Origin of the sequence: Dyadobacter sp. (genome assembly GCF_051859145.1) — a bacterium.
GTDB lineage: Bacteria > Bacteroidota > Bacteroidia > Cytophagales > Spirosomataceae > Dyadobacter.
Genome location: NZ_JBHYGF010000246.1, coordinates 1 through 21,373, shown reverse-complemented (window position 1 = coordinate 21,373; position 21,373 = coordinate 1). Strand labels below are relative to the sequence as shown.

The window sequence follows — 21,373 nt, the reverse complement described above, 5'->3', positions numbered from 1 at the left end:
TACAGGATTTTGAGTGACTGTCGTCATAAAGCATTTGAATTCGCGTCGAACTATTTGAATTGCGCGTGGATAGTGCTTTATTTGTGGTTTAAATAAAATCAATCTAAATAAGCATAGATGCCCGGCAAGAATGTAGCTCAGCTTCGCAAAGGCGAAACAGGTGTGATCAAATCTTTCACTGACCGGGACCTATCTTTGAAATTGCTGGAAATGGGCTGTTTGCCCGGTGCGGAGGTGAGAGTGGAAGCAGTGGCACCCTTTGGCGATCCGATCTGCATTAATGTTTCCGGCCAGTATAGTTTATCACTACGCCTTAACGAAGCGTCTGTGATTGAGTTGGAATAAGGTTTAATGCTGTTTACAGTCGTCTCCATTGAAACAAGAAAATATAAAAGTAGCGCTGGTAGGTAACCCGAATGCCGGCAAATCCACATTATTCAATGCATTAACCGGTTTGCGTCAGAAAACCGGCAACTTCCCGGGCGTAACCGTCTCCAAAAAGTCAGGCACATTTCGAATCCCTTCCAACAATAACCACGAAGAAGCACAGGTAACCCTGGTCGACCTGCCGGGATTGTACAGTATATATCCTAAGTCAAAGGACGAAACCGTGGTTATGGATATTTTGGCCAATCCAAAACATCCTGATTTCCCCGATGTGGTTGTGATCGTCGTTGACGCTTCAAACCTGCAAAGAAACCTGTTGCTGTTTACCGAGGTGAGTGATCTGGGCATACCTTCTGTTATTGCTTTGAACATGCTTGACGTTGCGGAGAGCATGAGCCTAACCGTGAATGCAGTACAGCTCGCCATGCAGCTGAATGTGCCTGTGGTTAATATCAATGCAAGAACAGGAAAAGGAATTGACAAACTGAGAGAGGCTGTAAGCCAGGTTCACCACAATAAGGAAAAAGCGGCCCAAAGGTATTTCTACGAACCCAAGGAAAGTGAAGTCAGTCTGATAGGCGAGGTTAAAGAGATTTACGAGCTTGAAAATGACTATGTTGCATTGCAATATGTTTGTCAGCACGATAATTTTTCTTTCCTCGAACAGCCGGCCCGGACACGTTTGGACAAGCTGATTGAGAAGTATGGTTTCGATGAAAAGCATTTTCTGGCAACTGAGACAATCGCGCGCTACGAAAAGATCAAACCCATTGTTTCAAAAGCGGTTAAGTCAGCAGGGATCACAGAGCAACCTTACTGGACCCGAAAGCTGGACAGCATACTCCTGCATCCGTTTTGGGGCTACATTTCCTTCCTAGCTGTTCTGATCATCGTATTCCAGGCCATTTTCGCGTGGGCAACTTACCCCAGCGACTTGATTGATGCAGGTATTGCTCAGGTTATTGAATGGACAAAAGGAGTACTTCCCCCGGGTGTTTTAAATGACCTGATTACGGATGGTATCCTCGCCGGAATTGCGGGGATTGTTGTTTTCATTCCTCCGATTGCAATCCTTTTCGCATTGGTTTCCATCCTGGAAGAGTCGGGTTATATGGCGCGTGTCATGGTAATTATGGACAAATTAATGCGCCCGTTTGGCTTAAATGGTCGCAGTGTGGTGCCACTTATTTCAGGAGCTGCCTGCGCGGTACCTGCTATTATGACTACGAGGAGTATCAGCAGTAGATATGAGCGGCTGCTTACGATTTTGGTAACCCCATTGATGAGCTGTTCTGCGCGGTTGCCTATTTATACAATTTTAATCGCGCTGGTAGTCCCGTCCACAACTGTGCTGGGTTTTCTTAATTTACAAGGATTGGTTTTACTGGGTTTATATGCATTGGGTTTGATCGGTGCATTGTTTTCTGCCTGGCTGCTTTCGCTGTTTATTCCAAGAAAAGAGCCCGGCTATTTTATGCTGGAAATGCCTTCCTATAAGTTGCCGCGCTGGGGGCATGTGGGTTTTACCATGTACGATAGCGTCAAATCCTTTGTGCTGGAAGCCGGAAAGGTGATTATGGCAATTTCTATTATACTTTGGGTACTTTCCAATTATGGTCCGGGAGATAAAATGGAACTGGCAGAACAACAAACCGTACAGCAAATGCAGGCAGCGCCGCAGGAGCAGATTGATGCGGCAGTAGCTTCGGCAAGATTGGAGAATTCCTATGCCGGCCAGTTCGGACGCTTTATCGAGCCGGCAATCCGGCCACTAGGCTACGACTGGAAAATCGGCATTGCATTGCTGGCTTCCTTTGCAGCACGCGAAGTATTTGTGGGCACAATGGCGACTATATACAGTATTAGCGGAGATTCTGAGGATGTACCTACTGTGAAAGAGCGACTATTGCAGGAGAAAAATCCGGAGACTGGTGAGGCAACGTTTAGTCTGGCAGTATGTTTCTCATTGCTGATGTTCTACGTATTCGCAATGATGTGCATGAGTACGATCGCAGTAGTACAGCGCGAAACCCACGGTTGGAAATGGCCTTTGATCCAGCTGGCTTATCTAATGGTGCTGGCTTACGGATCGGCGTTTGTGGTTTATCAGATTTTGAGTTGAGCCTCCTCAACATCAGCATGCGTGATACGCTTTTTGCTACGGGATAGGTCAGCAATTATTGCAAGATCGAGTTCCAGAAGTAGACCAAAATCTTTCAAGGAAACATATTTGGGAACAGGCCGAACAAAAAAGGGTTTATGTGCTTCTGCAGTATAAATTCTTCTCTTTTGTACAGGCAACCCGTGTTCCGATAATTCTGACTTTCCCATCTCGTACTAAAAAATAAGAAGTTAAGACTCTTTTAAGTGGTGCCAAATGCAAAGCAACTAATGTGATATGCATTTAGACGTACTTACTTCAGATTGGTAACGCATTAATTATCTACCAACCCAAGCTCTCCACAACATCAGAAGCAATTAATGCACTTTGCCCTCGGTTAGCGGCGGCTTTGTCGCCGGCTAAACCGTGTTGGTATACTCCGAAAATAGCGGCTTCGTAAGGTTTGTATTTCTGTGCCAGCAAACTGAGGATTATTCCCGTCAATACATCGCCTGTTCCTCCTGTCGCCATTCCGGGGTTTCCGGTTGAGTTGAAATGCACTTCTCCATTTGGAAGAATAACCGCGGTGTTCGCCCCTTTCAGACAAATGATCACCTTGTGTTTTGCTGCAAATTCCCGACCAAGTTCAAGACGGTCAAATTCGTTTTCACTATCACCTGCCAGCCGCTGAAATTCTTTTGGGTGAGGGGTTAAAATCGTGTTCTCGGGTAGCTTGTCTAATAATTCGCGGTTCGAGGATAAAATGTTTAGCGCATCTGCATCTATTATTAATGGTATCCTGACTTCTTCAAGCAACCTTTCAAGGACATGAGCAATCTCACCTTCCTGTCCGACTCCCGGCCCGATTCCCACTGCCGAGTAGGAGCTAAGCTCAGGCAATTTGCTGATGTGATGCTGCGCCTCATCTGCTGAAACCATTGCCTCTGGAATGGATATCTGAATAATATCATAGCCGCAAAGCGGAGCATGCATCGTCAATAAGCCCACTCCCGAGCGCAGGCAGGCTTTTCCTGATAATACTGCCGCACCCATTTTACCAAAACTCCCGGCCAGCAGCAATGCGTGGCCGTAAGTACCTTTATGTGAAAATTTATTTCGTGGCTTAACGAGCAATTCAGCTGTCCGGCGATCGGTATAGAAGTATGGACTTGGAGCTTCATCAATGAATTGCTGATTTAACCCGATATCGACCACGTGCCACTCACCTGTAAAAGAGGCATTTTGCGGGAACAGAAATGAAAACTTGGGAAGTTGAAACGTAACCGTAAAATCCGGCTGGACAATAACATCTTCTTTTGCATTCGACTTGTCTGTGTAAAGTCCGCTGGCTATGTCAACAGATACAACTCTGTTGGGCAACGCATTCATCTTTGAGATAACCTCTGCCAAAAGACCATCAACCGGCCGAGATAAGCCCGACCCAAGTAATGCATCAATGCAAACTACCTGAGGTGAATTTGTAGGAAAGTCGGAAATTGATTCCATGTAAACCGGCGTAAGCTGATCCTGCAAACGGACCAGATTGGCCTGAAAATCTTCTGAACTTTTATCCGTGTATTCAACAATAGCAACCTGCACATCGTAGCTGCGCTGGCTGAGCAACCTCGCAATTGCTAGTCCGTCCCCGCCATTGTTCCCTTTTCCGCAGAAAATGCAAACGGGCCTTGTATTTACATATTGATTACAAAACCAGCTGACGAAAGCTGCCGACGCACGTTCCATTAAATCTAGGGAGGAAATGGGTTCGTTTTCAATTGTGTATCTATCCAGGTTCCGGATTTGTTCTGCATTTAATATTTTCATGCGCTTTATAATGAATGAGGTAAGTATCTGTTCCAAATCTTCATACCAGCTGCTTTGGGCGATTGTTTTATGCCAATAATTGCGATAAGTGCTTTCAGATAAGCGAAAATAATCTTAGATTTGCACGCATTTTCGCAAAAGCTGTTTTGAATGAAGGGGCGTCACCCCGTCCGCTGGGAACAAGCTATCACTTAAATCTATAAAAGCATTCGTCATGAGCGAACTTATTAAACTCGTAGAAGCTACGATTGAAAATCGTAAATCCGAGTACCCTGATTTTTCATCAGGCGACACAATCAACGTACACGTTAAGATTCGTGAAGGTAACAAAGAGCGTATCCAGCAGTTCCAGGGTACCGTTATGCAACGTCGTAATCTTAGCTCAAGTGGCGAAACTTTTACAGTACGTAAAATCTCAAACGGCATAGGTGTTGAACGTGTTTTCCCAATTCTTTCACCAAGTATCGCGAAAATCGAATTGATCCGCCGCGGTAAGGTGCGTCGTTCACGTTTGTTCTATCTACGTGGCCGTCAGGGTAAAGCAGCTCGCATTAAGGAGCTTAAAGCGACTAAATAAAGTCCCTCTCAAAATTTTAAAACCCTGCAAGTGATTTTTTCTTGCAGGGTTTTGTTGTTTTGTACAAATCCGCCAATTCAAACAGCACTTTACAATGACAATCGAATTCTTCAAATACCAGGGCACGGGAAATGATTTCGTGATGATCGACGACAGGAACCAGCAATTTCCGGTTTCGAAAGAACTCATTGCCTCAATATGCCACAGAAGGTTCGGTGTAGGTGCTGACGGACTGATCCTGCTTCAAAACGACGAAGCGTACGATTTCAGAATGGTGTATTTCAATGCAGACGGTGGAGAAGGCAGCATGTGCGGCAATGGCGGACGTTGCGTTGTCCAGTTTGCCAGCGACCTGGGTGTTTTCTCTAAAAAAACGCGGTTTATAGCTGTTGACGGCGAGCACGAAGCCACGATCAGCGGCGACATCATTACATTAAAAATGTCGGGAGTGAAAGATTTGGAGCGATACGATGAATTCGACTTTATGAATACCGGCTCGCCGCATTATGTTACTTACGTGGATGATGTAAATGAAGCAGATGTTGTAGGTATCGGAAGCGAGATCCGTTATGGTACGGTTTATGGGCCAAAAGGCGGCACAAACGTCAACTTCGTTGAGATAATAGAAGAAAATCACCTGAGCGTAAGAACCTATGAGCGAGGTGTAGAGGATGAAACGTTCAGCTGCGGCACGGGCGTCACTGCCTGTGCATTATCTGCCCATTTGAGAAAAGGCTGGGGAAGTCCGATCAAAGTGGAAACAATCGGCGGTACGCTGCAAGTCGCATTTTCCAAAACCAATAGCGGCGAATTCAGCGATATTTATCTGATTGGCCCGGCGGTAAAGGTTTTCAGCGGTACATTGACTGTATAGATAAATTTTGCAAGTTCCGGCGGCCTAACTTTCAAGAATGCCGCCTTTTACATGGAAAATGGTCTTTTCAGACCATTCAGATACCCGGCAGTAGTCCATCGCAGCTACCTTACTGCGAACGCCGTTGGTGCAGATCACAATAATAGGATCATAGTTGGCCAGCAGCTGCCTCTTTTCCCTGATATCAGCGAGCGGGATGTTGATCCCGCCTTCATTAAATTCTTCAAATTCCCATTGCTCCCGCACGTCAACAAGCACTGAACCTGGCTTTTTAGTCAAATCCAGTGCCTGCGACAAGCTGATATCTGAGTAACTCTTACGCATTTACCTCGTTACAGCAAAAGGATGGTTGTTTTCAACCGGGATGTTCTTGGCGATCAGCTTGTGAATGTCGCGGAGAAAAAGCTTTTCTTCTTTGTCACAAAATGAGATAGCAATTCCTTTTGCTCCCGCCCGACCTGTCCGACCGATCCTGTGAACATAAGTTTCCGGGATATTCGGGATTTCATAATTAATTACGTGGGTAAGATCATCCACGTCAATTCCGCGGGCTGCGATATCAGTTGCCACTAAAACACGGGTAGTCTGGCTCTTGAAGTTTTTCAATGCATTTTGACGTGCATTCTGAGACTTATTACCGTGGATAGCCTCGGAAGTAACACCCGCTTTTCGCAAAACCTTCACCACTTTATCAGCGCCGTGTTTGGTACGGGTAAAAACCAATGCAGTTGAAATAGACTGATCTTGCAAAATGTGCAGCAGCAACGAATTCTTATCGGATTTATCTACAAAGAAAACAGACTGCCTGATCGTATCAGCTGTGGATGAAACCGGGGTAACTTCCACTTTGACCGGATTGTTCAAAATTGTTCCCGCAAGCTGCACAATCGCCGCCGGCATGGTAGCCGAGAAGAAAAGTGACTGCCTTTTAGCCGGCAATAATTTGATAACTTTTTTGACATCATGCACAAAACCCATATCCAGCATCCGGTCTGCCTCATCCAAAACGAAAAATTCCAGCTGGTTAAGTTTGATAAAGCCCTGTGTGATCAGGTCGAGTAACCGGCCTGGCGTCGCCACCAGGATATCCACTCCTCTTCTTAATGCATCGGTCTGTGGCTTCTGTCCCACACCACCGAATATCACTGTATGTTTTATCCCGGTATGGCGGCCGTAAGCTGCGAAACTCTCGCCGATTTGTATCGCCAATTCCCTTGTTGGTGTTAATATCAATGCGCGGATCCGCTGCCGCTCAGTATTGCCAAGAGGCTTGTTGTAAAGCAGTTGCAACATAGGTATTGCGAAAGCAGCCGTTTTTCCTGTACCGGTCTGCGCGCAGCCGAGCAGGTCTTTCTGGTCTAAAATAATCGGGATCGCTTTGGCCTGAATAGGGGTGGGGGTAGTGTATCCTTCTTCTTGGAGAGCCTTCGTGATAGGCTCAATGAGTGTTAATTCCTGAAATGTCATTTGTTTTATTTAGCGGCTGTTTCAGATATTGATTTTCAGCCAGATTTCATTGTGGCCAGGGGCCGAACGTATAACAGCAGTTACCTTTTTAACGTTCATGAAAAAATAACGCATGATTGTCTGCTCTTTTCATAAATTTAGCTAATTCTCATCAACCATATGTAGCCATGATCAAAAACAGTACTTTCACATTCCTGCTCTCCCTCTTGTTTTTCGCCGCACAGGCGCAGGATATCATTGTCAGGAAAAATGGTAAAACAATCGAAGGAAAGGTAACCGAGGTGGGCGTCGACCGCATTACTTACAAGATCAACAAGGAAGAAAGCAGCGCCAATTTTGTAATTCTCAAAAGGGAGGTTTTACGCATTGAATTTGAAAATGGACAAACTGTTTTCATGACCGACCGGATTGATGGTGGCCGCGCCAAAACCGTCATAGAGCGTGAAAGTGAGGATTTCGGTGCTAACCTGATCAACATTTCTCCATTCAAAGCACTGGACAGCGGTCCCGGCTTTGGCATCAGCTATGAGCGTATAGTGGACAAATCGGGCCATTTCGGAATCATTCTTCCGCTGACCGTCACCATTCCTGGAACTTCCACCTACATCTTTGACGTGTCAGATAATAATGGATCTTACATGCTCTATTTTTCCCCCGGTTTAAAGATTTACCCGTTCGGGCAGCGAAAGGTCACCTACGCCGTAGGTCCGAACTTCTTCTTTGGGAAAGGCGAAAGGTGGAATAACTCATCGATCTATGATCCAAACACGGGCGGGTATATTTCAAATGGGCAAAACACGGACTGGGTGAGAATGGGCTTGCTGGTCAACAACTACATTAATTTTCAGGTTACGCCCAAATTTCAGATCAGCCTGAACGGTGGATTGGGTTCCAGGTATGTGGATCGGGAAAAGTACATTTCAACTACCACGGTGACCCGTGGCTTGCAGGTAACGGGCGAATTCAATTTCAGTCTCGGTTTCAGGTTCTGATCCCGCAACTCTTATTTAACAACTCTGAAAACGGGATACCGCAGATACTCTTTCTCACGGTACACCGATTGATCATAGATAAAGTCGAGCTGTGCGTTTGCATTCTTTGCAAACTCCGGTTCGGCTTTCTTTTTTGCTTCCAGCTTTTGTTTCAGCTCCGGTGATTTGGAAAGAAGCCCCGCCGCCAGATCTTCAAAAACATAATCGGAATAATGCTCCTTTGCCTGTAAGATCGTATCAAAAAAATTCCATTTGAAAAAAGAGTCCACCGCTTTCGGCTCCAATGTTTCTACAATATAGCGATTGGTCCATTGGTTGACGGGTACATACCAGTCCCCTTTTTTGAAAGTAAGCCTTTGTTTTTCAGTCCTCACCTTGACGCTGGTGTGCCAGTAGTGTCCCTCAAACGGCGACTTTGGTGATTCCACATCTTCTATATAGTAGGTTTCAACATCCAATTCTATATCCTTTTCAAGCTGCTGCATTGATACCTGATTGAGTTTTAGCAACGCAACTACATGATGCCAGCCTTGCGGAATCACGTATGCATTTGGTTTCGTGACTTCATCCAATGGGACGTAGGTATCATAGAAAGGGATTGTTTTGGTAAATGGTTTTGTACGGTCATAATGAAGCCGCTGGGCTCCGGTCACCTCGCTTTTGATATACTCAGGTTCGTACCCTTTGAATTCGATAGGCGTATTTTTCGCCTTATCCACCTGCCAGGTAATCGCAAATCGCTCCTGCGTTTTCACCGATTCTTTTGTTTCCTGACGTAATCTCAAAAGCTTGCTCCTGTTAGCGGCCAGGAATTTCAGGTTACCATGCAGATAAGCATAAGTTGCCTTCACACGTTTATCGTACGGTTTGAGCATGTGCGTTTCTGTCATCACACCGATCGTGTGAAACAATGCCGCATATCCGGTAGAGTATCGCGGCCAGTCGGGAAACTGAACAAATCCTTTGTCGGGCGTTTGTCCCCAGGCATTTACATAAGGTGTTGCTTCAAAACCTGCCTCTTTCAAATGTTTGTACATATAAGGCAGAAAAACATCATTGTTGAAATCGCCGAGTGGCCCACCCAGCTTGTCTTTCTGCGCATAATCGAGCGTCATCACATATTGGTAATCTGCTCCATTGCTCACGTGTGTATCTGCAAAAAGATCAGGGTCGAGCTCATGGAAAATCGCCGCAAAGCTGCGCGCATTGCGTGTATCGCTTTTGATAAAATCCCGGTTCAAATCATAATTTCGCGCATTTCCCCTGAAACCATATTCCTCCGGACCTTCCTGGTTGACGCGCGTGGTACTGTTCCGGTTCAATGCGCCGCCAATGTTATAGAATGGAATAATCGCAAGTACCACGCTATCCATTTCCGGGTACTTGGCTGGACTGGTCAGGATATCCCTGAGCAGCATCATGGAAGCGTCCACGCCGTCGGATTCTCCCGGGTGAATCGCATTGTTGACGAACAAAATCGCCTTGCGCTGCGCTTTCAGCTTCTTGATATCAAAGACCTTGTTTCTCGAATACAAAACCAGGTGCAGTGGCCAGCCACTATCGGTCAAGCCTTTTTCCGTTATCTGAACCTGCGGAAAGTTCTTAGCGAGCAATTTGTAAAACGCGATACCTTCTTCGTAAGTCGGGGTTTGCTTGCCGCCGCTTGTTTCAAAACGCGTTTGGTACTGGGCATTCGCAAAAAGTTGGGTAAGAAGCAGGAGTGAAATCAGCAGGATGCGCATTGGATATTCGGGGAAAACGGATTTAGTATTTATATCTTTCTATCAGGTACAGATAAGGTGCTGTCAGGTGATGGACAAAAATTTCCTTTTCAGAATCGGGGAAATTACGGTAATACGCTTCGTCTGGCAGTAACGTGATCGTCGGACCAATGCGAACGTAGTTACTCGTATTGGCATAAATCGGCGGTACAAATTCGGGCAATACTTTTTTGACCGATTTGGATGCATAGTTACCGAGGTACTTTATATAATTCCTTCTCGCCTTCATACTGGGATTACGCATTTTCTTATAAGCATGCTTCATTGCGACGCGTGCGATCAGCTTTTGCTTTTTGACGATCCCATCAATGTTTTTGAATGGGTTGGTTTCATTGAAATCGTTCAGCGTTTGCACGGAAAACGGAACTTCGGGAATCCAGTCAGCTGCATTCACTACGTTGTAACCCCAGCCTCCGTCGATCAGGTGCTCATATTCGTAGCCAAAAAAGGTATTTCCCACTTTCGGAGCTGCACTGCAATAGGTTTTGAACCTGATATCCTTTGCCAGCTTTCCCGCGCTCTGAAGTGAGTACAAATGGGCAGTGAGCAGGTACGCAATTGCGCCGCCCTGGCTGTGCCCCATGATCAGGAACTCACGCGTTCCCGCCTGGTACATAGAATCTACTTTCGGGAGGATATCCCTTGCCAGGAATGCAGTCCCAACCAGCCAGCCGATGTGCACAGCAGCTTTGGGGTGATCGGCCAGGCGATAGGGAAAAGTAAATGTGCCGGAAAGCTTCAATTCTCCCCTGGCTGGCACCATTGCCGCATAAAAGTTTTCGAGCCAGCCTACCGGGTTCAGCGTAGTACCCCGCACATTGATCGCCGCAACCCGGTCATTTTTCTTCCATAAACCCCATTTGTTATCAAGACCTACAATGGGAGACCGGTAAACGGGCTGGTAATGCGCCGGCGGTGGAACAACTATTTTGGGACGTGCCGTATCGGTTTTGGTTGAATCATACAGGAGCACGTGCATTTGGAAGAGTTCCGTGTATTCCGCCTTATCAAATCCGGGCCGTAATTGATCCTGCGCTGAGACATAATCCGATATAAAGGCAAGCGCAAATGCCGCCAGCATTCTGCACAAGTACATTTTCGAGAAAATATGCGGGAAGAAGAGCTTTTCCATGAAGATAGTTACAGGTGAACGTGGCCGACAAATCGCAATTCTAAATGTAGGAAAGAATCAGATTAAAATGCTGAAAAGCGTTGCAGGCATTCCCGGAAACGGGCAAAGTCCATCCATTAAGGAACATTAGAATACCCTTAGAATTGCTTCCGTGAAACCGACCTGAACAGAATACTTTCATTCGTATTCCCTATTTTTGACTAGTCTAAAAATTTTTTTATGGAGCTGTATTACTCGTTTTCTGCCTTAATTGTCCTTTCTGCTGTCTTTTCCTACATCAATGCGAGGTTCCTGAAATTGCCCGCGTCGATTGGTGTTATGGTGATCGCACTGATCGTTTCAATGGGTCTGATTGCGACTGACAGCCTCTTTCCAAGAACGTTTTTGCGAATCTCTACATTGATCGCGAGTGTGGATCTTACCGAGATCCTGATGGGCGCAATGCTGAATTTCCTCCTTTTCGCGGGTGCAATTCACGTGCACCTGGAAGATCTGAAAGAGCAGCGGCTTCCCGTAGTTGTTTTCTCGACCATCAGTGTTGTGATCTCTACTTTTGTGATCGGTTTCCTGATGTTCAACCTGCTGCCGCTCACAGGTATTCACATTCCATTGATCCAGTGCCTTGTTTTCGGCGCATTGATTTCTCCTACTGATCCCATTGCAGTGCTGGGCATTTTGAAGCAGGCCGGCGTGCCCAAGTCACTTGAAACGAAAATTGCCGGAGAGTCGCTCTTCAATGACGGCGTCGCGGTGGTGGTTTTCATTCTAATGCTGGCGATTGCCCGGGGAGAAGAGGTAAATACTTCTTTCAGCGGAATTTCCCTGCTGTTGATCAAGGAAGCGCTGGGCGGAATTGTGCTTGGGTTGTTGCTTGGCTTTGTCGGCTCGCAAATGATCTATCGGGTGGATGGATATAACGTACACGTTCTAATTACACTTGCGATTGTAATGGGCGGGCACCTTGCGGCGCAGGCAATGCACATGTCCGGGCCGCTTGCCATGGTGGCGGCGGGTCTTGTGGTAGGTAATTACGGTAAAAATCTGGGTGGCGTTTCGGAGACGGAACGTGACTATATCGATAAATTCTGGGAGCTTATCGATGAAATATTAAATGCGATTTTGTTCCTGATCATCGGTTTTGAGCTCTTGCTTATTCCTGATCTAAAGCAATATGGCTGGGCAGGTGTTATAGCAATTGTAGTTGTACTTTTCGCGCGGTTTATCTCCATTTACATTCCCGTGCGGCTCATTCCGTTCCGGACCCGGTTTGGCAAGAAATCTATCACCATCCTGGTTTGGGGAGGTTTGCGGGGCGGGGTTTCCATTGCGCTCGCTTTATCTATTGATAGCGGATTAAGCAAGGATATCCTCCTTGCGATCACTTATTTCGTGGTACTGTTCTCGATTATCGTGCAGGGATTGACAGTGGGCAAGCTGACAGCCAGGATGAGCAATGCAGAAGACTTTGCGAATTCAGAGAACAGGTGATTTGGCAGAGACCATTCTGTTGATCTCTGCATTTACTTTGTTGAGCCACAAGTATTGTCCGGCGCAGGTCCAGTGCGAATCGCCTTTAAGGTAGGAGCTGCGCCCCATTCTCCGGAAATCTGCAAGTACGTCGATCGTCGGCATATTCAGTTTCGGGTGAGTGTAAAGGCGTTCGATCAGATGATTGTAAATGCCGTAATCAGGATTTAGTACTGAAACTTTATTAGGTATCACAGATAAGAAAACATGCTCGAACCCAATGGATTCGGCAAACTTCCTGCTTTCATTCAGGTTAAGTACCATCGTATCGATCTCACCATTGCTTACTTCCTTGAAAGACGAGGTTACGCCGGCGGTGTCGGTATCCATATAAAAAACCATATCCTGGTTATTGTTCACCATTGTCACGGATTCATTCACACGATCAAAAAAATGGTGCTGAAAATCCGCTCTCCATTCCTTGACACGAAGGAAGAAATCATTTTGGAATAAAACGGCGTCTAATCTGTCGCGGGTGTAGGTCGCATTGAAAGCATCGTCAAGCCGGTTCATAAACTGCGGCGGTGCCACCTCCGTCCTGAAAGTTGCAGTATCCGGGATCAGCACCTGAATGGGGCTGACCATTTTCTGGCGAAAATGCCGCTCTACCGACTCTAAAAGCAGGATGTTAGTCTCTGTAGTATCCAATTTAACATGCAGGAAATCAGACCAATGGACATAGGTATATGCATCCACAGAAAAATCCTTCAAGCCCACACGCTGCGCTTCGGTAAAGCTGTCGCCAATGATATACAGGTGAACTTTGCGCGTTCCCGGCGCTTTGGCAGGCGGCGCGTAGTCAGTGCAGGTGCGCCTGGGGTCTTTGAAATCTGAAAGGTTCGATAGCCTGTAAAGGTCGCCGTATTGGTAACCATCGTTGATGAGCTTCCATTCTCCCACCTTCGTAAGCAGATACTGACTTTGCCCGATCGCAAAAACGACAGAGCCAAGGATCAACAACAAGTATTTCAGAATCTTCATTTAACTATCGCAATTTGACAGACCAAACCTGGATCTTTTTCTCTGATCTGCTGAAAATTAACAATTTGTAGTAACCCGGCTGGTACGTGAGCTGCACCGGCATTTCGGATGGAATAGCTTTGTCGCCCAAACGTTTGCCACTCATATCAAAAACGGTGGTATACCCTCCCGACTTAATGCTGATAAAACGGTTATCTACCCCAAAGAAATGGTACTGAATAACCGGATTTGGAAGGATATCCTTGATCTCAAACAGCTCTTTTCCGTCTTTGTTAATGATCGCAGTCTTTGAATTAACAGATCTCACCAATATCCAGTCGAGGGAATTCCGGTCAAACAAGGTCCTGAAAGAAGAACCTGGCTCGGGCCGCAGCAATTGTTTTCTGGAAGTGATTTTGCCTTCCATATTGATCCTCACCAGCTCGCCGGATACACTTACGCCCACGAGCTCCGGCTGACCTGTTCCTGGATCCTGCGTCCAGGTGAATGCACTCGCAGTTCGTGTAAGGATATCAACCGGGAAACCTTGCCTCACGCTGCCGTTTTCTTTCAGCAGGTAAATCTTCCCATTTTTCTGCGTGACAATAAAGCCTTTGTTGCCGATCTGATTCAATGCAATTACCGGACTTTGAATATTCTCAAACCGCACAGAACTGTTCAGCCTTTTTACCGGCTTGGTCACGCTCTCCCAAATGAAAAGTTCTTCCGAAGTAGTTTTGATGATAAACCGATTGCTGCCTTCGTCGCCTCCGTCAATGGAATACAATGCATTGATATCGGCGGAAGAGGGGAGTATACCGGTGAATGTAGATACCACGGTGGAGTCGTCTTCATCCAGCGCATAAATCGTTTTTGCAGTGGCAAAAATGCGTTGCTGCCTGCCGATATTTAAAAAGTCAACCTTGTAGGAAGCAGTCACAATCGGTCCATCCAATTTGGCGATCACTTCCGTCTTGCCTTCTCTCAGGTTATTGGTCCTTAAAAGATTTCGGCTTTTATCCGTCAGCAGAATCTCTGAACTTCCGTCAATCGGGTTCTGTAATGCGGTGAGCTCGGTATCGAAGAGATCTGGCCATTCAATATCGATATTGAGGAAAGTGCGGTTAAGTACTTTGCTGGCTGTCTGCCGTTTTTTAGGTGTAAATGTAATCTCCGGAAACGCCTCGCCCTTTGCATAGCGGCATTGAAACGACACCGATTCCATTTTCGAGATCAGGTCCGAGTATTTGGTAAATCCTTCATTTCCCGCCCTCGTTTGTGCCTTTCTCAGATTTACGATGACCGAAAGCTGGGCTTCTACATTTGTCTTGGTTAACACGCTGTCGTACTCAGGAGATTGTTTCCAGGTGATCTGGTTTTCGTAATCGACAATGTAATTCTGTAAAACCTGTGAATTGTTGCTGATCACGAGATAAGGCGCCACGTAAGTGAAATAGCTGCGTGGAAAGCCCGAGAACATTGGTCCGTATAGCCCGGAAGGTAGCTCAGGAATTGGCACTGAATAAATGTCATAACCCTGGTACTGGTCTACCGACGCATTCGTTTCGGAATTCGACAGCCGCGCAAGTTTTTGTAAAACCGGCCGCACCTTGTCGTAATTCGAAAACTCTGCGAGCAGGATTTTCCCGTCACTAATACTGTTATTTTCTTCCAGCTGACACAAGATCAGCTCGGAGCCGAGATTATTGATCAGCAGATTGCTTTCGGAAGAGATATAGTAGTTCAGCTTATCCCAGGAAGGCGATTTATATTTTTTATGCCATTTCGTAAACTCTTTTTGAAATGCGCTTTTATCCGCCGCAGCTGAGCGGTATAAAAATGAAGTTTGCTGCGAAATGTGCTTGTGGCCGGCAAATGGCATTCCCGGAATATCCTTTAAAATATTCGCCATATAGTAATCCGGCGCATCGCTGCCCAGCGATTTTAATGTCAGGTTGCCTTTTTTACCAATCTTTGATTCTATATGAAAATCCTGGTAAGTCGGAAAATTCCGGGCGAATTCCGTGTATATACCAATCGCATTGTCCGGAGAAACAACTGATTTCCAGGCATCGTTGCGAAGGTAAATGCTGGTACCATACTCGGAATCATCGATATTGGAAAACCTGGAACGGAGTCGGAAAGATTGAATGCTAAGGGAAGAAGCGCGCATTGCATCTTCAATCAGGTCGCCGTAGTAGCTCACGATTAAAAGATTGTCTTCAACCAGGTAGGAGAATAGCGGCCGCGAATTGCGGTCGATAATGTCAGTAATGCGGTGATTCTGGAAGTTGTGGTGCAGTGCCCGGATATTGGCATTCTGCGGACTGGATAGCCACTGCTCTTCCTCGGAAGTAACAGGAATATACATCAAAACACCCCATTCAGTTGCCGTACGTGGGTGGTAGGAATAGGAAACAGCTTTTGATTTCAAAAAGTTATAAAGCCGCTTTTTATCCGTGGTAAGCAGGTTAAGCAAAGAAAGGTTATCGCTCGCAACATCGAGCAGCGGCAGCCTTTTTAAATCAAGACCTGCCTCCGTAGCCAAATAGGTGGAATCCTGCAAATGCTCACTGGTAATCACCACCACTGCATTGGAGGGAATAAACTTCCAGGCAGCCGTGGATCCACGTGTCCACTTATATAAGAAATATCCTGCCGACGCTATAATAACAATCAACAGGACAATGAAAATGCTCTTTTTTGACACAGCTTATTTTTTAAGCACGTATCGCTCTGACCTTCTTATTGAGTTCAAGACGAAAACGCAGCAGTTCCTTGAAGCTTCGTATACAAACCTTCCACAAGTTCCATTTCACGATTGATACGGTTCCGGTTTCACGGTCTTTATGCGTAATAGGTATGTCAAACAGTTCTTGTCCGGACTTTTTGGCCATAACCGAAAGGAAAATATTGGGTGCAAACGGTTCCGGATTTGGAAGCTGGTTCATCAACTTTTGAAGAAAGCTCCCTTTGATCAAACGGAATGGAATGTTACTGTCCATAATATATGTACCGTAAACTAGGGAGATCGTGCTGCGCAGGAACTTGGTGATGAATAAACGCACACCTGCATCGTGCCTTACTTCACGATAGCCCAGAATGAACTGTGAACGATCACGCTTTTCCCACAATTTATAGAAGTCACTTGAAACGAACTGGTCGTCGCTGTCAGTCTGAAATACATATTCCGAATTGAGTTCCAATGCCTTGCGGTATCCATTTACAACTGCATTACCGTGACCGCCATTCTTTTGATTGATGACCGTCAGATTGGAAACTTCTTTTTCCAGTTTATCCAAAAGCACTTTTGTATTGTCCTTGGAACCGTCGTTGATGACAATGAGGGTTGTATTATCGTTTGGAAAAGTTTGTTTCAGGAAGTCTGTCCAATTATAAACTACTTTTTCTATACAATCCTGTTCATTGTACGCGGGCATCACTATACTTAGACGGTATGACATGCAGAATTTTATTTGGTATGGTTACGCGAAATTAATAAATAAAGGCTGGAACCTTGATATGTCAAATGATTAATTACTTAGCGTACTTATCCTTTAACGCATTGATAGGCTTTTCAAAGAAATGCCATGAAAAAGATGCCACGGCTACCGTAAGTGCCATAACCACAAAGGCTTCAAAGGCCACAGAGCCTTTAAGATCAGGTACATACTCGTAAATTTTCCTGAAAAGACGCACGGTAGGGTGCATAGGTCCACTGTGAAAATGATTATACACAAAGTTGTGGTAGAGATACAAACCATAACTGATTTTACCCAGGTATATGATCACCGGGTTTTCGAGGAAGGCCGCCATGATCCCTCCGTAGCCCATAATTGCCCGGCCGATCAGGAAAAAGCCGAAGAGGGATGATACCGTTCTGTCAAAGACGACGAACGAAATGTTGAACCTGTTTTCAAAGGTTTTTGACCATGTTTGCAACAATACCCAGCCCAGAAAAGCCAGCCAGACCGGCCAGGATTTGCTGAAAAGCTTCTCGAAAGAACCCGTTTTATAAACCTGCAACCAGGCCATTAATCCACCCAATGCAAATGAATCCAGACAAGCCGGTGTACTCACATACGTTACAATCCAGTCGTCGATTCCAAAGTCAGGATTTGCGTAGTAATAGTATAATCTGAATGCGATGCTGAGTGCACCCATGATCCCGAGCACGGGAACCAGTTTGTTTCTGGGTATAAAAAAGATCAGGAATGGAAAAATGAGATATACCTGCTCCTCTACCGCCAGTGACCATAAATGGTCCATGGAGCCCATCCAGCTTTTGTAGGTCGCCATGTAAATATTAGTACCGTACAAAGCCAGCCAGCCCAGCTTTTCACGGGTAGGAGGCACATTGAATATGTATAGTAATAAAATAACAAGGTAGTAAACCGGGAATATCCGGATAGTCCTGCGAACCAGGAACTTGCCCAGGTATTTTTTAAAACCGCCCTCTGTACCGTAATTCTTATCCTTGCTTTTTAAAAGTATGCGGGAAATCAGGAAGCCGCTGAGTACGAAAAAGATAGTGACTCCTGTTGCGCCCACGGGAATTGTATTCACCTCTACGAAAAGGTGCTCTATCAGCACAAGCGCAATCGCGATAAAGCGGATCCCGTCCAGTTGAATAATATGTCCTGATGAATTCGTGCGCATGTTTACCAGTTTACCCTGACCTTGTTGGCTTTGATCGGATTGATCGTGATTTTTTCGTCTTTGAAAAGTATACCGGTATTATCCCCGTCCTGACGGATCAATGCAACATTATACACCCCTTTTTCGAGCGGCTCAGTAAGTGGGATATCGGCGTAAAAACCTTTTGAAAAGTAGTATTGCTTTAAAAACAGCTCTTTGCGGCTCTTATTGCGCGTCCGGTTTGCAGGAAAGATATAATATCTGTCTTTGGAGCTGAGCAGCACATAAACACCGCTGTCCTGTAAACGCTGACTACTAAAAAGGTTGTTTTCCACCAGCAGCGACTTTTCACCTTTCTTGAATGTGGTATTGTCAAACAACTCCACCATTCCGCGTGATCCGCCGGCGTAGTTCTGCCTGTCTGCAATGCGGATAAGGGAAAGCCATTTATCGTAAATGACAGGTGTTTTCTCAACTATATTGGCCGCAAAGGAAGTGTCGGCAGGATATTGTAAAGACTTGTCCGTAAACGTGGAATTGAATTGTGCAGTCACGAGCATTTTACGAAGATTGTAGGCATCTACAAGGTGGTAGTGATAGCTGAACACATTGAAAACCACAGCGAGAAAGACAATCGCAGTAATGTACGGAGTCAGGAAGGAACCCCTGATCGGTATCACTACGTAGAGGTAAGCTACGAGCAGCAGCAGGACCGAGTAGATCTTGTAGCGACTTGTAACCAGTGTTTCGATGCCGAATCCGGCGCGGGAATAAACAACAATCAATGCGGTTCCGAGAATGAACAACACAGTTCCCAAGCAGAACAAGTCGGTTATTTTTTCAAACTTATTCGCGTATTTGTTTCTGACAATCCTGAAAAGTGTCGTTGAAAGGATTGAAACAGCAACGAAGAACAGGACAATACCCAGGAAAAAGCAAACCTTGAAATGGTCGAGCACGGGGAACGATTCTGCAAATGAGCCGAGGAAGGACATATAACCTTTGATCAGCTGAAAAACGCCAGCCCGCGTAACCGGGTTATTATCGAACTTTTCGTAAGTCGAAAAATAGCCGAATACAGCGGCAGCACTCCATAGGACCCAGATTGCAAAACGTTTCCGGTCACCTGATAAAAACAAGAGCAGTGCGCCCAGTGGTAACACGAGGAGCCCATTTCCGCTCGTAAGCATGGTGAGTACCGCAAGAAATAGTGAGGCGACAAATGGGAGTGTTTTGGGCTTTACACAAAGAAACATTGTCCAGAGTGTCAATGTGACAACTCCGAAATTCTGGACTGCCGACATTCCCCAATACATATTCTCCCAAAATGCAAGGGTAAGCCACAAAAAGGGGACAGGCAGTAATGCGAAAAGTGGCTTTTTGTTCTTTTTCAACAACTCAAACCAAAGCGGGATTACGCCAATGAGCAACAGATTTCCGCAAATCATCAGGTGCTTGTAATTCAGCGACCCGAATAGCCAGAAATCCAGCCACGCGAAAATGCGGGTAAGGACGATCCTGTGCTCGTTATGCTGCCGCAAGAGCGCACGAAGCTCGCCTTTCCAGTCAGCTGCCTGGCTGTACTCAATGATAAATGCCTTGAAAGCGTGGTCGTCCCACTTGGGGATATTAATAGCGTAGTAGTTCCAGACCGTAAAATAAATCAGGACCGGTAGCAAAAGGATCAGGCTCAGAATGACCGTTAAAGCCTTTTTTGTCATGCCGGTATGAGTAATTGATTTAAATGCGTGAAAATGGAATCAGGATCTAGGCCCGATTGCTTCTGGTGGTAGGTCTGACTTCCATAGCGGCTATTGGGGTATCCTTCGGCTTTCAGACTTTTGAACCCGCGTGGAACAATACCGTTTTCCAGTAATTGAACTGAAAGCTGCTGTGCGAGTCCGCCCGTGCTGATATGTTCCTCGGCTACCAGGATAGCCGGGGCGTTTTTGATCAGCTCAACAAGGTCGTTTTCGATTGTCAATGGAAAATGCAGGGCAGTAACTACGTTCACTTTTGCCGCAAGTTCGGAAGATAAGGAAAGAGCTGCGAGCACATTGTTGGCAATCGGTCCCAGTGCGAAAACTGTGATATCTGCGTTTTCCGGCCTGTGAATGATCTTGAAAGAACCGGTTTCAATGCTGTTCACCGGTGTTGTTTTGCCGGCACCGAGGCGCAGGTAAGCCGGGCGACTGTCGGCAGCAATTTGTCGTACAACTGCTTCCACTTCATCAGAGAATGCAGGTACCCACACATTTGCATTTTGCTGTCCGCTGAGGCAGGCCAGATCTTCAATGGTATGGTGGCTGCTGCCCATGATTCCGTAGCCGTAACCACCTCCGTTACCCACAAGGAAAACAGGTAAATTGTTGAAACATACATCGTTTCTGAACTGTTCGAGGCAGCGGTAAACGATGAATGGAGCAATGCTGTAACAAAAAACTTTATAGCCTTTATGTGCGAAACCAGCGGCAACGCCAACCATATTCTGCTCGGCTACACCCGCATTGATAAATCGCTTGCCCAATTTCGCCTGCAAGTTTTCCAATGCATTATAGCCCAGGTCACCTGTAATGAAAACGATAGAATCGTCCTCCATTGCAAGCTGTTCCATGGCATTTGAAAATTCTTTTCTCATTGTTGTATGAAGCTTACTTCCTTAACTGCTTTACCAATGCGCGAATCTCTTCTGCTGTTTTGTAAGATTTAGGGCCGCGTCTGATCCTGGTGCGAATGTATTTGGGACGTTTCTTGGTTTCTTCAAAGATCTTGGTAATGTATTCTCCCAAAAACGAAATTCCCAGTATTGTTAATCCACCGAAAAAAACAATTAATACTATGACAGTACTTATACCCTGCGGGGTGTTTGGGAAGAAAAATAATTTGGCAAGGATTTGCCAGATAATTCCTAAAATCGACAATCCCGTCAATGCAAAGCCTGCGTAACTCATTAATTCAAGTGGCGCAAAACTGAATGAGAAAATCGCCTTTTTTGCCCACCAGATATTTTTTGTCCAGTTATTGGTCGATACGCCGAACATCCGCTCAGGTCTCACATAAGGTACGCCGGTTTGCTTGAAACCGACCCACGCCCGGAGTCCTCTCAAAAATTG

Annotated in this window: 17 protein-coding genes and 1 pseudogene; 6 read left to right on the top strand and 12 right to left on the bottom strand. The window is 45.8% G+C overall.

What is annotated here, in order from left to right; translation table 11 throughout:
- Nucleotides 1-117 precede the first annotated feature (117 nt).
- Together ACTIE6_RS14880 and feoB are read left to right on the top strand one after the other, a co-directional pair.
- On the top strand, nt 118-345 hold the full coding sequence (locus tag ACTIE6_RS14880) for a FeoA family protein (protein WP_031525588.1): 228 nt from the start codon (nt 118-120) through the stop codon (nt 343-345).
- Nucleotides 346-373: 28 nt separating this feature from the next.
- The gene (gene feoB, locus ACTIE6_RS14875) at nt 374-2,509 is read left to right on the top strand and encodes a ferrous iron transport protein B (protein ID WP_439557390.1); all 2,136 of its coding nucleotides are present in this window, start codon (nt 374-376) and stop codon (nt 2,507-2,509) included.
- Between the two features lie 321 nt (nt 2,510-2,830).
- Here feoB and ACTIE6_RS14870 read toward each other — a convergent pair whose 3' ends face one another.
- Nucleotides 2,831-4,312: an NAD(P)H-hydrate dehydratase gene (locus tag ACTIE6_RS14870; protein WP_439557389.1), complete on the bottom strand. Its 1,482-nt coding sequence runs from the start codon at nt 4,310-4,312 to the stop codon at nt 2,831-2,833.
- Between the two features lie 214 nt (nt 4,313-4,526).
- Here ACTIE6_RS14870 and rplS point away from each other — a divergent pair, with 214 nt between their 5' ends.
- A complete protein-coding gene (rplS, locus tag ACTIE6_RS14865) occupies nt 4,527-4,889 on the top strand; it encodes a 50S ribosomal protein L19 (protein WP_439557388.1) in 363 nt (120 codons plus the stop codon).
- Nucleotides 4,890-4,983: 94 nt separating this feature from the next.
- The gene (gene dapF, locus ACTIE6_RS14860; RefSeq protein WP_439557387.1) at nt 4,984-5,763 is read left to right on the top strand and encodes a diaminopimelate epimerase; all 780 of its coding nucleotides are present in this window, start codon (nt 4,984-4,986) and stop codon (nt 5,761-5,763) included.
- A 24-nt stretch (nt 5,764-5,787) separates the two neighbouring features.
- Here the strand turns inward: dapF and ACTIE6_RS14855 are convergent, their stop codons facing one another.
- Both ACTIE6_RS14855 and ACTIE6_RS14850 read right to left on the bottom strand, forming a co-directional pair.
- Nucleotides 5,788-6,087: a rhodanese-like domain-containing protein gene (locus ACTIE6_RS14855; protein WP_439557386.1), complete on the bottom strand. Its 300-nt coding sequence runs from the start codon at nt 6,085-6,087 to the stop codon at nt 5,788-5,790.
- Complete coding sequence (locus ACTIE6_RS14850) at nt 6,088-7,230, bottom strand: DEAD/DEAH box helicase (RefSeq protein WP_439557385.1); 1,143 nt, start codon at nt 7,228-7,230, stop codon at nt 6,088-6,090.
- A gap of 167 nt (nt 7,231-7,397) precedes the next feature.
- Here ACTIE6_RS14850 and ACTIE6_RS14845 point away from each other — a divergent pair, with 167 nt between their 5' ends.
- Nucleotides 7,398-8,222 carry a hypothetical protein gene (locus tag ACTIE6_RS14845; protein ID WP_439557384.1) on the top strand — a complete coding sequence of 275 codons (825 nt, stop codon included), beginning with the start codon at nt 7,398-7,400 and terminating at the stop codon, nt 8,220-8,222.
- Nucleotides 8,223-8,233: 11 nt separating this feature from the next.
- Here the strand turns inward: ACTIE6_RS14845 and ACTIE6_RS14840 are convergent, their stop codons facing one another.
- The gene (locus ACTIE6_RS14840; RefSeq protein ID WP_439557383.1) at nt 8,234-9,964 is read right to left on the bottom strand and encodes a M14 family metallopeptidase; all 1,731 of its coding nucleotides are present in this window, start codon (nt 9,962-9,964) and stop codon (nt 8,234-8,236) included.
- Between the two features lie 22 nt (nt 9,965-9,986).
- Nucleotides 9,987-11,135, bottom strand: a complete 1,149-nt coding sequence (locus ACTIE6_RS14835) for a lipase family protein (RefSeq protein WP_439557382.1) — start codon at nt 11,133-11,135, stop codon at nt 9,987-9,989.
- 219 nt (nt 11,136-11,354) lie between these two features.
- On the opposite strand from ACTIE6_RS14835, the gene ACTIE6_RS14830 reads away from it, so the two are divergent.
- Nucleotides 11,355-12,623 (top strand): cation:proton antiporter, encoded by a 1,269-nt coding sequence (locus tag ACTIE6_RS14830; RefSeq protein ID WP_439557381.1) that lies wholly within the window; start codon nt 11,355-11,357, stop codon nt 12,621-12,623.
- On the opposite strand, the gene ACTIE6_RS14825 is transcribed toward ACTIE6_RS14830, so the two are convergent.
- From ACTIE6_RS14825 to ACTIE6_RS14795, 7 genes and pseudogenes are all read right to left on the bottom strand, one after another.
- Nucleotides 12,609-13,643 (bottom strand): hypothetical protein, encoded by a 1,035-nt coding sequence (locus tag ACTIE6_RS14825; RefSeq protein ID WP_439557380.1) that lies wholly within the window; start codon nt 13,641-13,643, stop codon nt 12,609-12,611. The two genes, ACTIE6_RS14830 and ACTIE6_RS14825, sit on opposite strands and share 15 nt — an antisense overlap.
- Nucleotides 13,644-13,647: 4 nt before the next feature.
- On the bottom strand, nt 13,648-16,332 hold the full coding sequence (locus tag ACTIE6_RS14820) for a DUF3352 domain-containing protein (RefSeq protein ID WP_439557379.1): 2,685 nt from the start codon (nt 16,330-16,332) through the stop codon (nt 13,648-13,650).
- Nucleotides 16,333-16,342: 10 nt separating this feature from the next.
- Complete coding sequence (locus ACTIE6_RS14815) at nt 16,343-17,086, bottom strand: glycosyltransferase family 2 protein (RefSeq protein ID WP_439557378.1); 744 nt, start codon at nt 17,084-17,086, stop codon at nt 16,343-16,345.
- A 73-nt stretch (nt 17,087-17,159) separates the two neighbouring features.
- Complete coding sequence (locus ACTIE6_RS14810) at nt 17,160-18,281, bottom strand: acyltransferase family protein (RefSeq protein WP_439557377.1); 1,122 nt, start codon at nt 18,279-18,281, stop codon at nt 17,160-17,162.
- Nucleotides 18,282-18,283: 2 nt separating this feature from the next.
- Nucleotides 18,284-19,981, bottom strand: coding sequence for a hypothetical protein (locus ACTIE6_RS14805; protein WP_439557376.1), 1,698 nt, complete (start codon nt 19,979-19,981; stop codon nt 18,284-18,286).
- Nucleotides 19,978-20,898, bottom strand: coding sequence for a transketolase family protein (locus ACTIE6_RS14800; protein WP_439557375.1), 921 nt, complete (start codon nt 20,896-20,898; stop codon nt 19,978-19,980). Before ACTIE6_RS14800 ends, ACTIE6_RS14805 begins: the two co-directional genes overlap by 4 nt.
- A 13-nt stretch (nt 20,899-20,911) precedes the next feature.
- Nucleotides 20,912-21,373 (bottom strand): annotated as a pseudogene (locus ACTIE6_RS14795) (NAD-dependent epimerase/dehydratase family protein); the annotation flags it as partial.

Excerpts from the sequence above, each read along its gene's own strand:
- ACTIE6_RS14845 (WP_439557384.1), top strand. The coding sequence starts at position 7,398 with ATGATCAAAAACAGTACTTTCACATTCCTGCTCTCCCTCTTGTTTTTC.
- ACTIE6_RS14855 (WP_439557386.1), bottom strand. The coding sequence starts at position 6,087 with ATGCGTAAGAGTTACTCAGATATCAGCTTGTCGCAGGCACTGGATTTG.
- ACTIE6_RS14870 (WP_439557389.1), bottom strand. The coding sequence starts at position 4,312 with ATGAAAATATTAAATGCAGAACAAATCCGGAACCTGGATAGATACACA.
- ACTIE6_RS14850 (WP_439557385.1), bottom strand. The coding sequence starts at position 7,230 with ATGACATTTCAGGAATTAACACTCATTGAGCCTATCACGAAGGCTCTC.
- ACTIE6_RS14840 (WP_439557383.1), bottom strand. The coding sequence starts at position 9,964 with ATGCGCATCCTGCTGATTTCACTCCTGCTTCTTACCCAACTTTTTGCG.
- ACTIE6_RS14835 (WP_439557382.1), bottom strand. The coding sequence starts at position 11,135 with ATGGAAAAGCTCTTCTTCCCGCATATTTTCTCGAAAATGTACTTGTGC.
- dapF (WP_439557387.1), top strand. The coding sequence starts at position 4,984 with ATGACAATCGAATTCTTCAAATACCAGGGCACGGGAAATGATTTCGTG.
- ACTIE6_RS14815 (WP_439557378.1), bottom strand. The coding sequence starts at position 17,086 with ATGTCATACCGTCTAAGTATAGTGATGCCCGCGTACAATGAACAGGAT.
- ACTIE6_RS14810 (WP_439557377.1), bottom strand. The coding sequence starts at position 18,281 with ATGCGCACGAATTCATCAGGACATATTATTCAACTGGACGGGATCCGC.
- ACTIE6_RS14825 (WP_439557380.1), bottom strand. The coding sequence starts at position 13,643 with ATGAAGATTCTGAAATACTTGTTGTTGATCCTTGGCTCTGTCGTTTTT.
- ACTIE6_RS14800 (WP_439557375.1), bottom strand. The coding sequence starts at position 20,898 with ATGAGAAAAGAATTTTCAAATGCCATGGAACAGCTTGCAATGGAGGAC.
- ACTIE6_RS14830 (WP_439557381.1), top strand. The coding sequence starts at position 11,355 with ATGGAGCTGTATTACTCGTTTTCTGCCTTAATTGTCCTTTCTGCTGTC.
- ACTIE6_RS14880 (WP_031525588.1), top strand. The coding sequence starts at position 118 with ATGCCCGGCAAGAATGTAGCTCAGCTTCGCAAAGGCGAAACAGGTGTG.
- rplS (WP_439557388.1), top strand. The coding sequence starts at position 4,527 with ATGAGCGAACTTATTAAACTCGTAGAAGCTACGATTGAAAATCGTAAA.
- ACTIE6_RS14805 (WP_439557376.1), bottom strand. The coding sequence starts at position 19,981 with ATGACAAAAAAGGCTTTAACGGTCATTCTGAGCCTGATCCTTTTGCTA.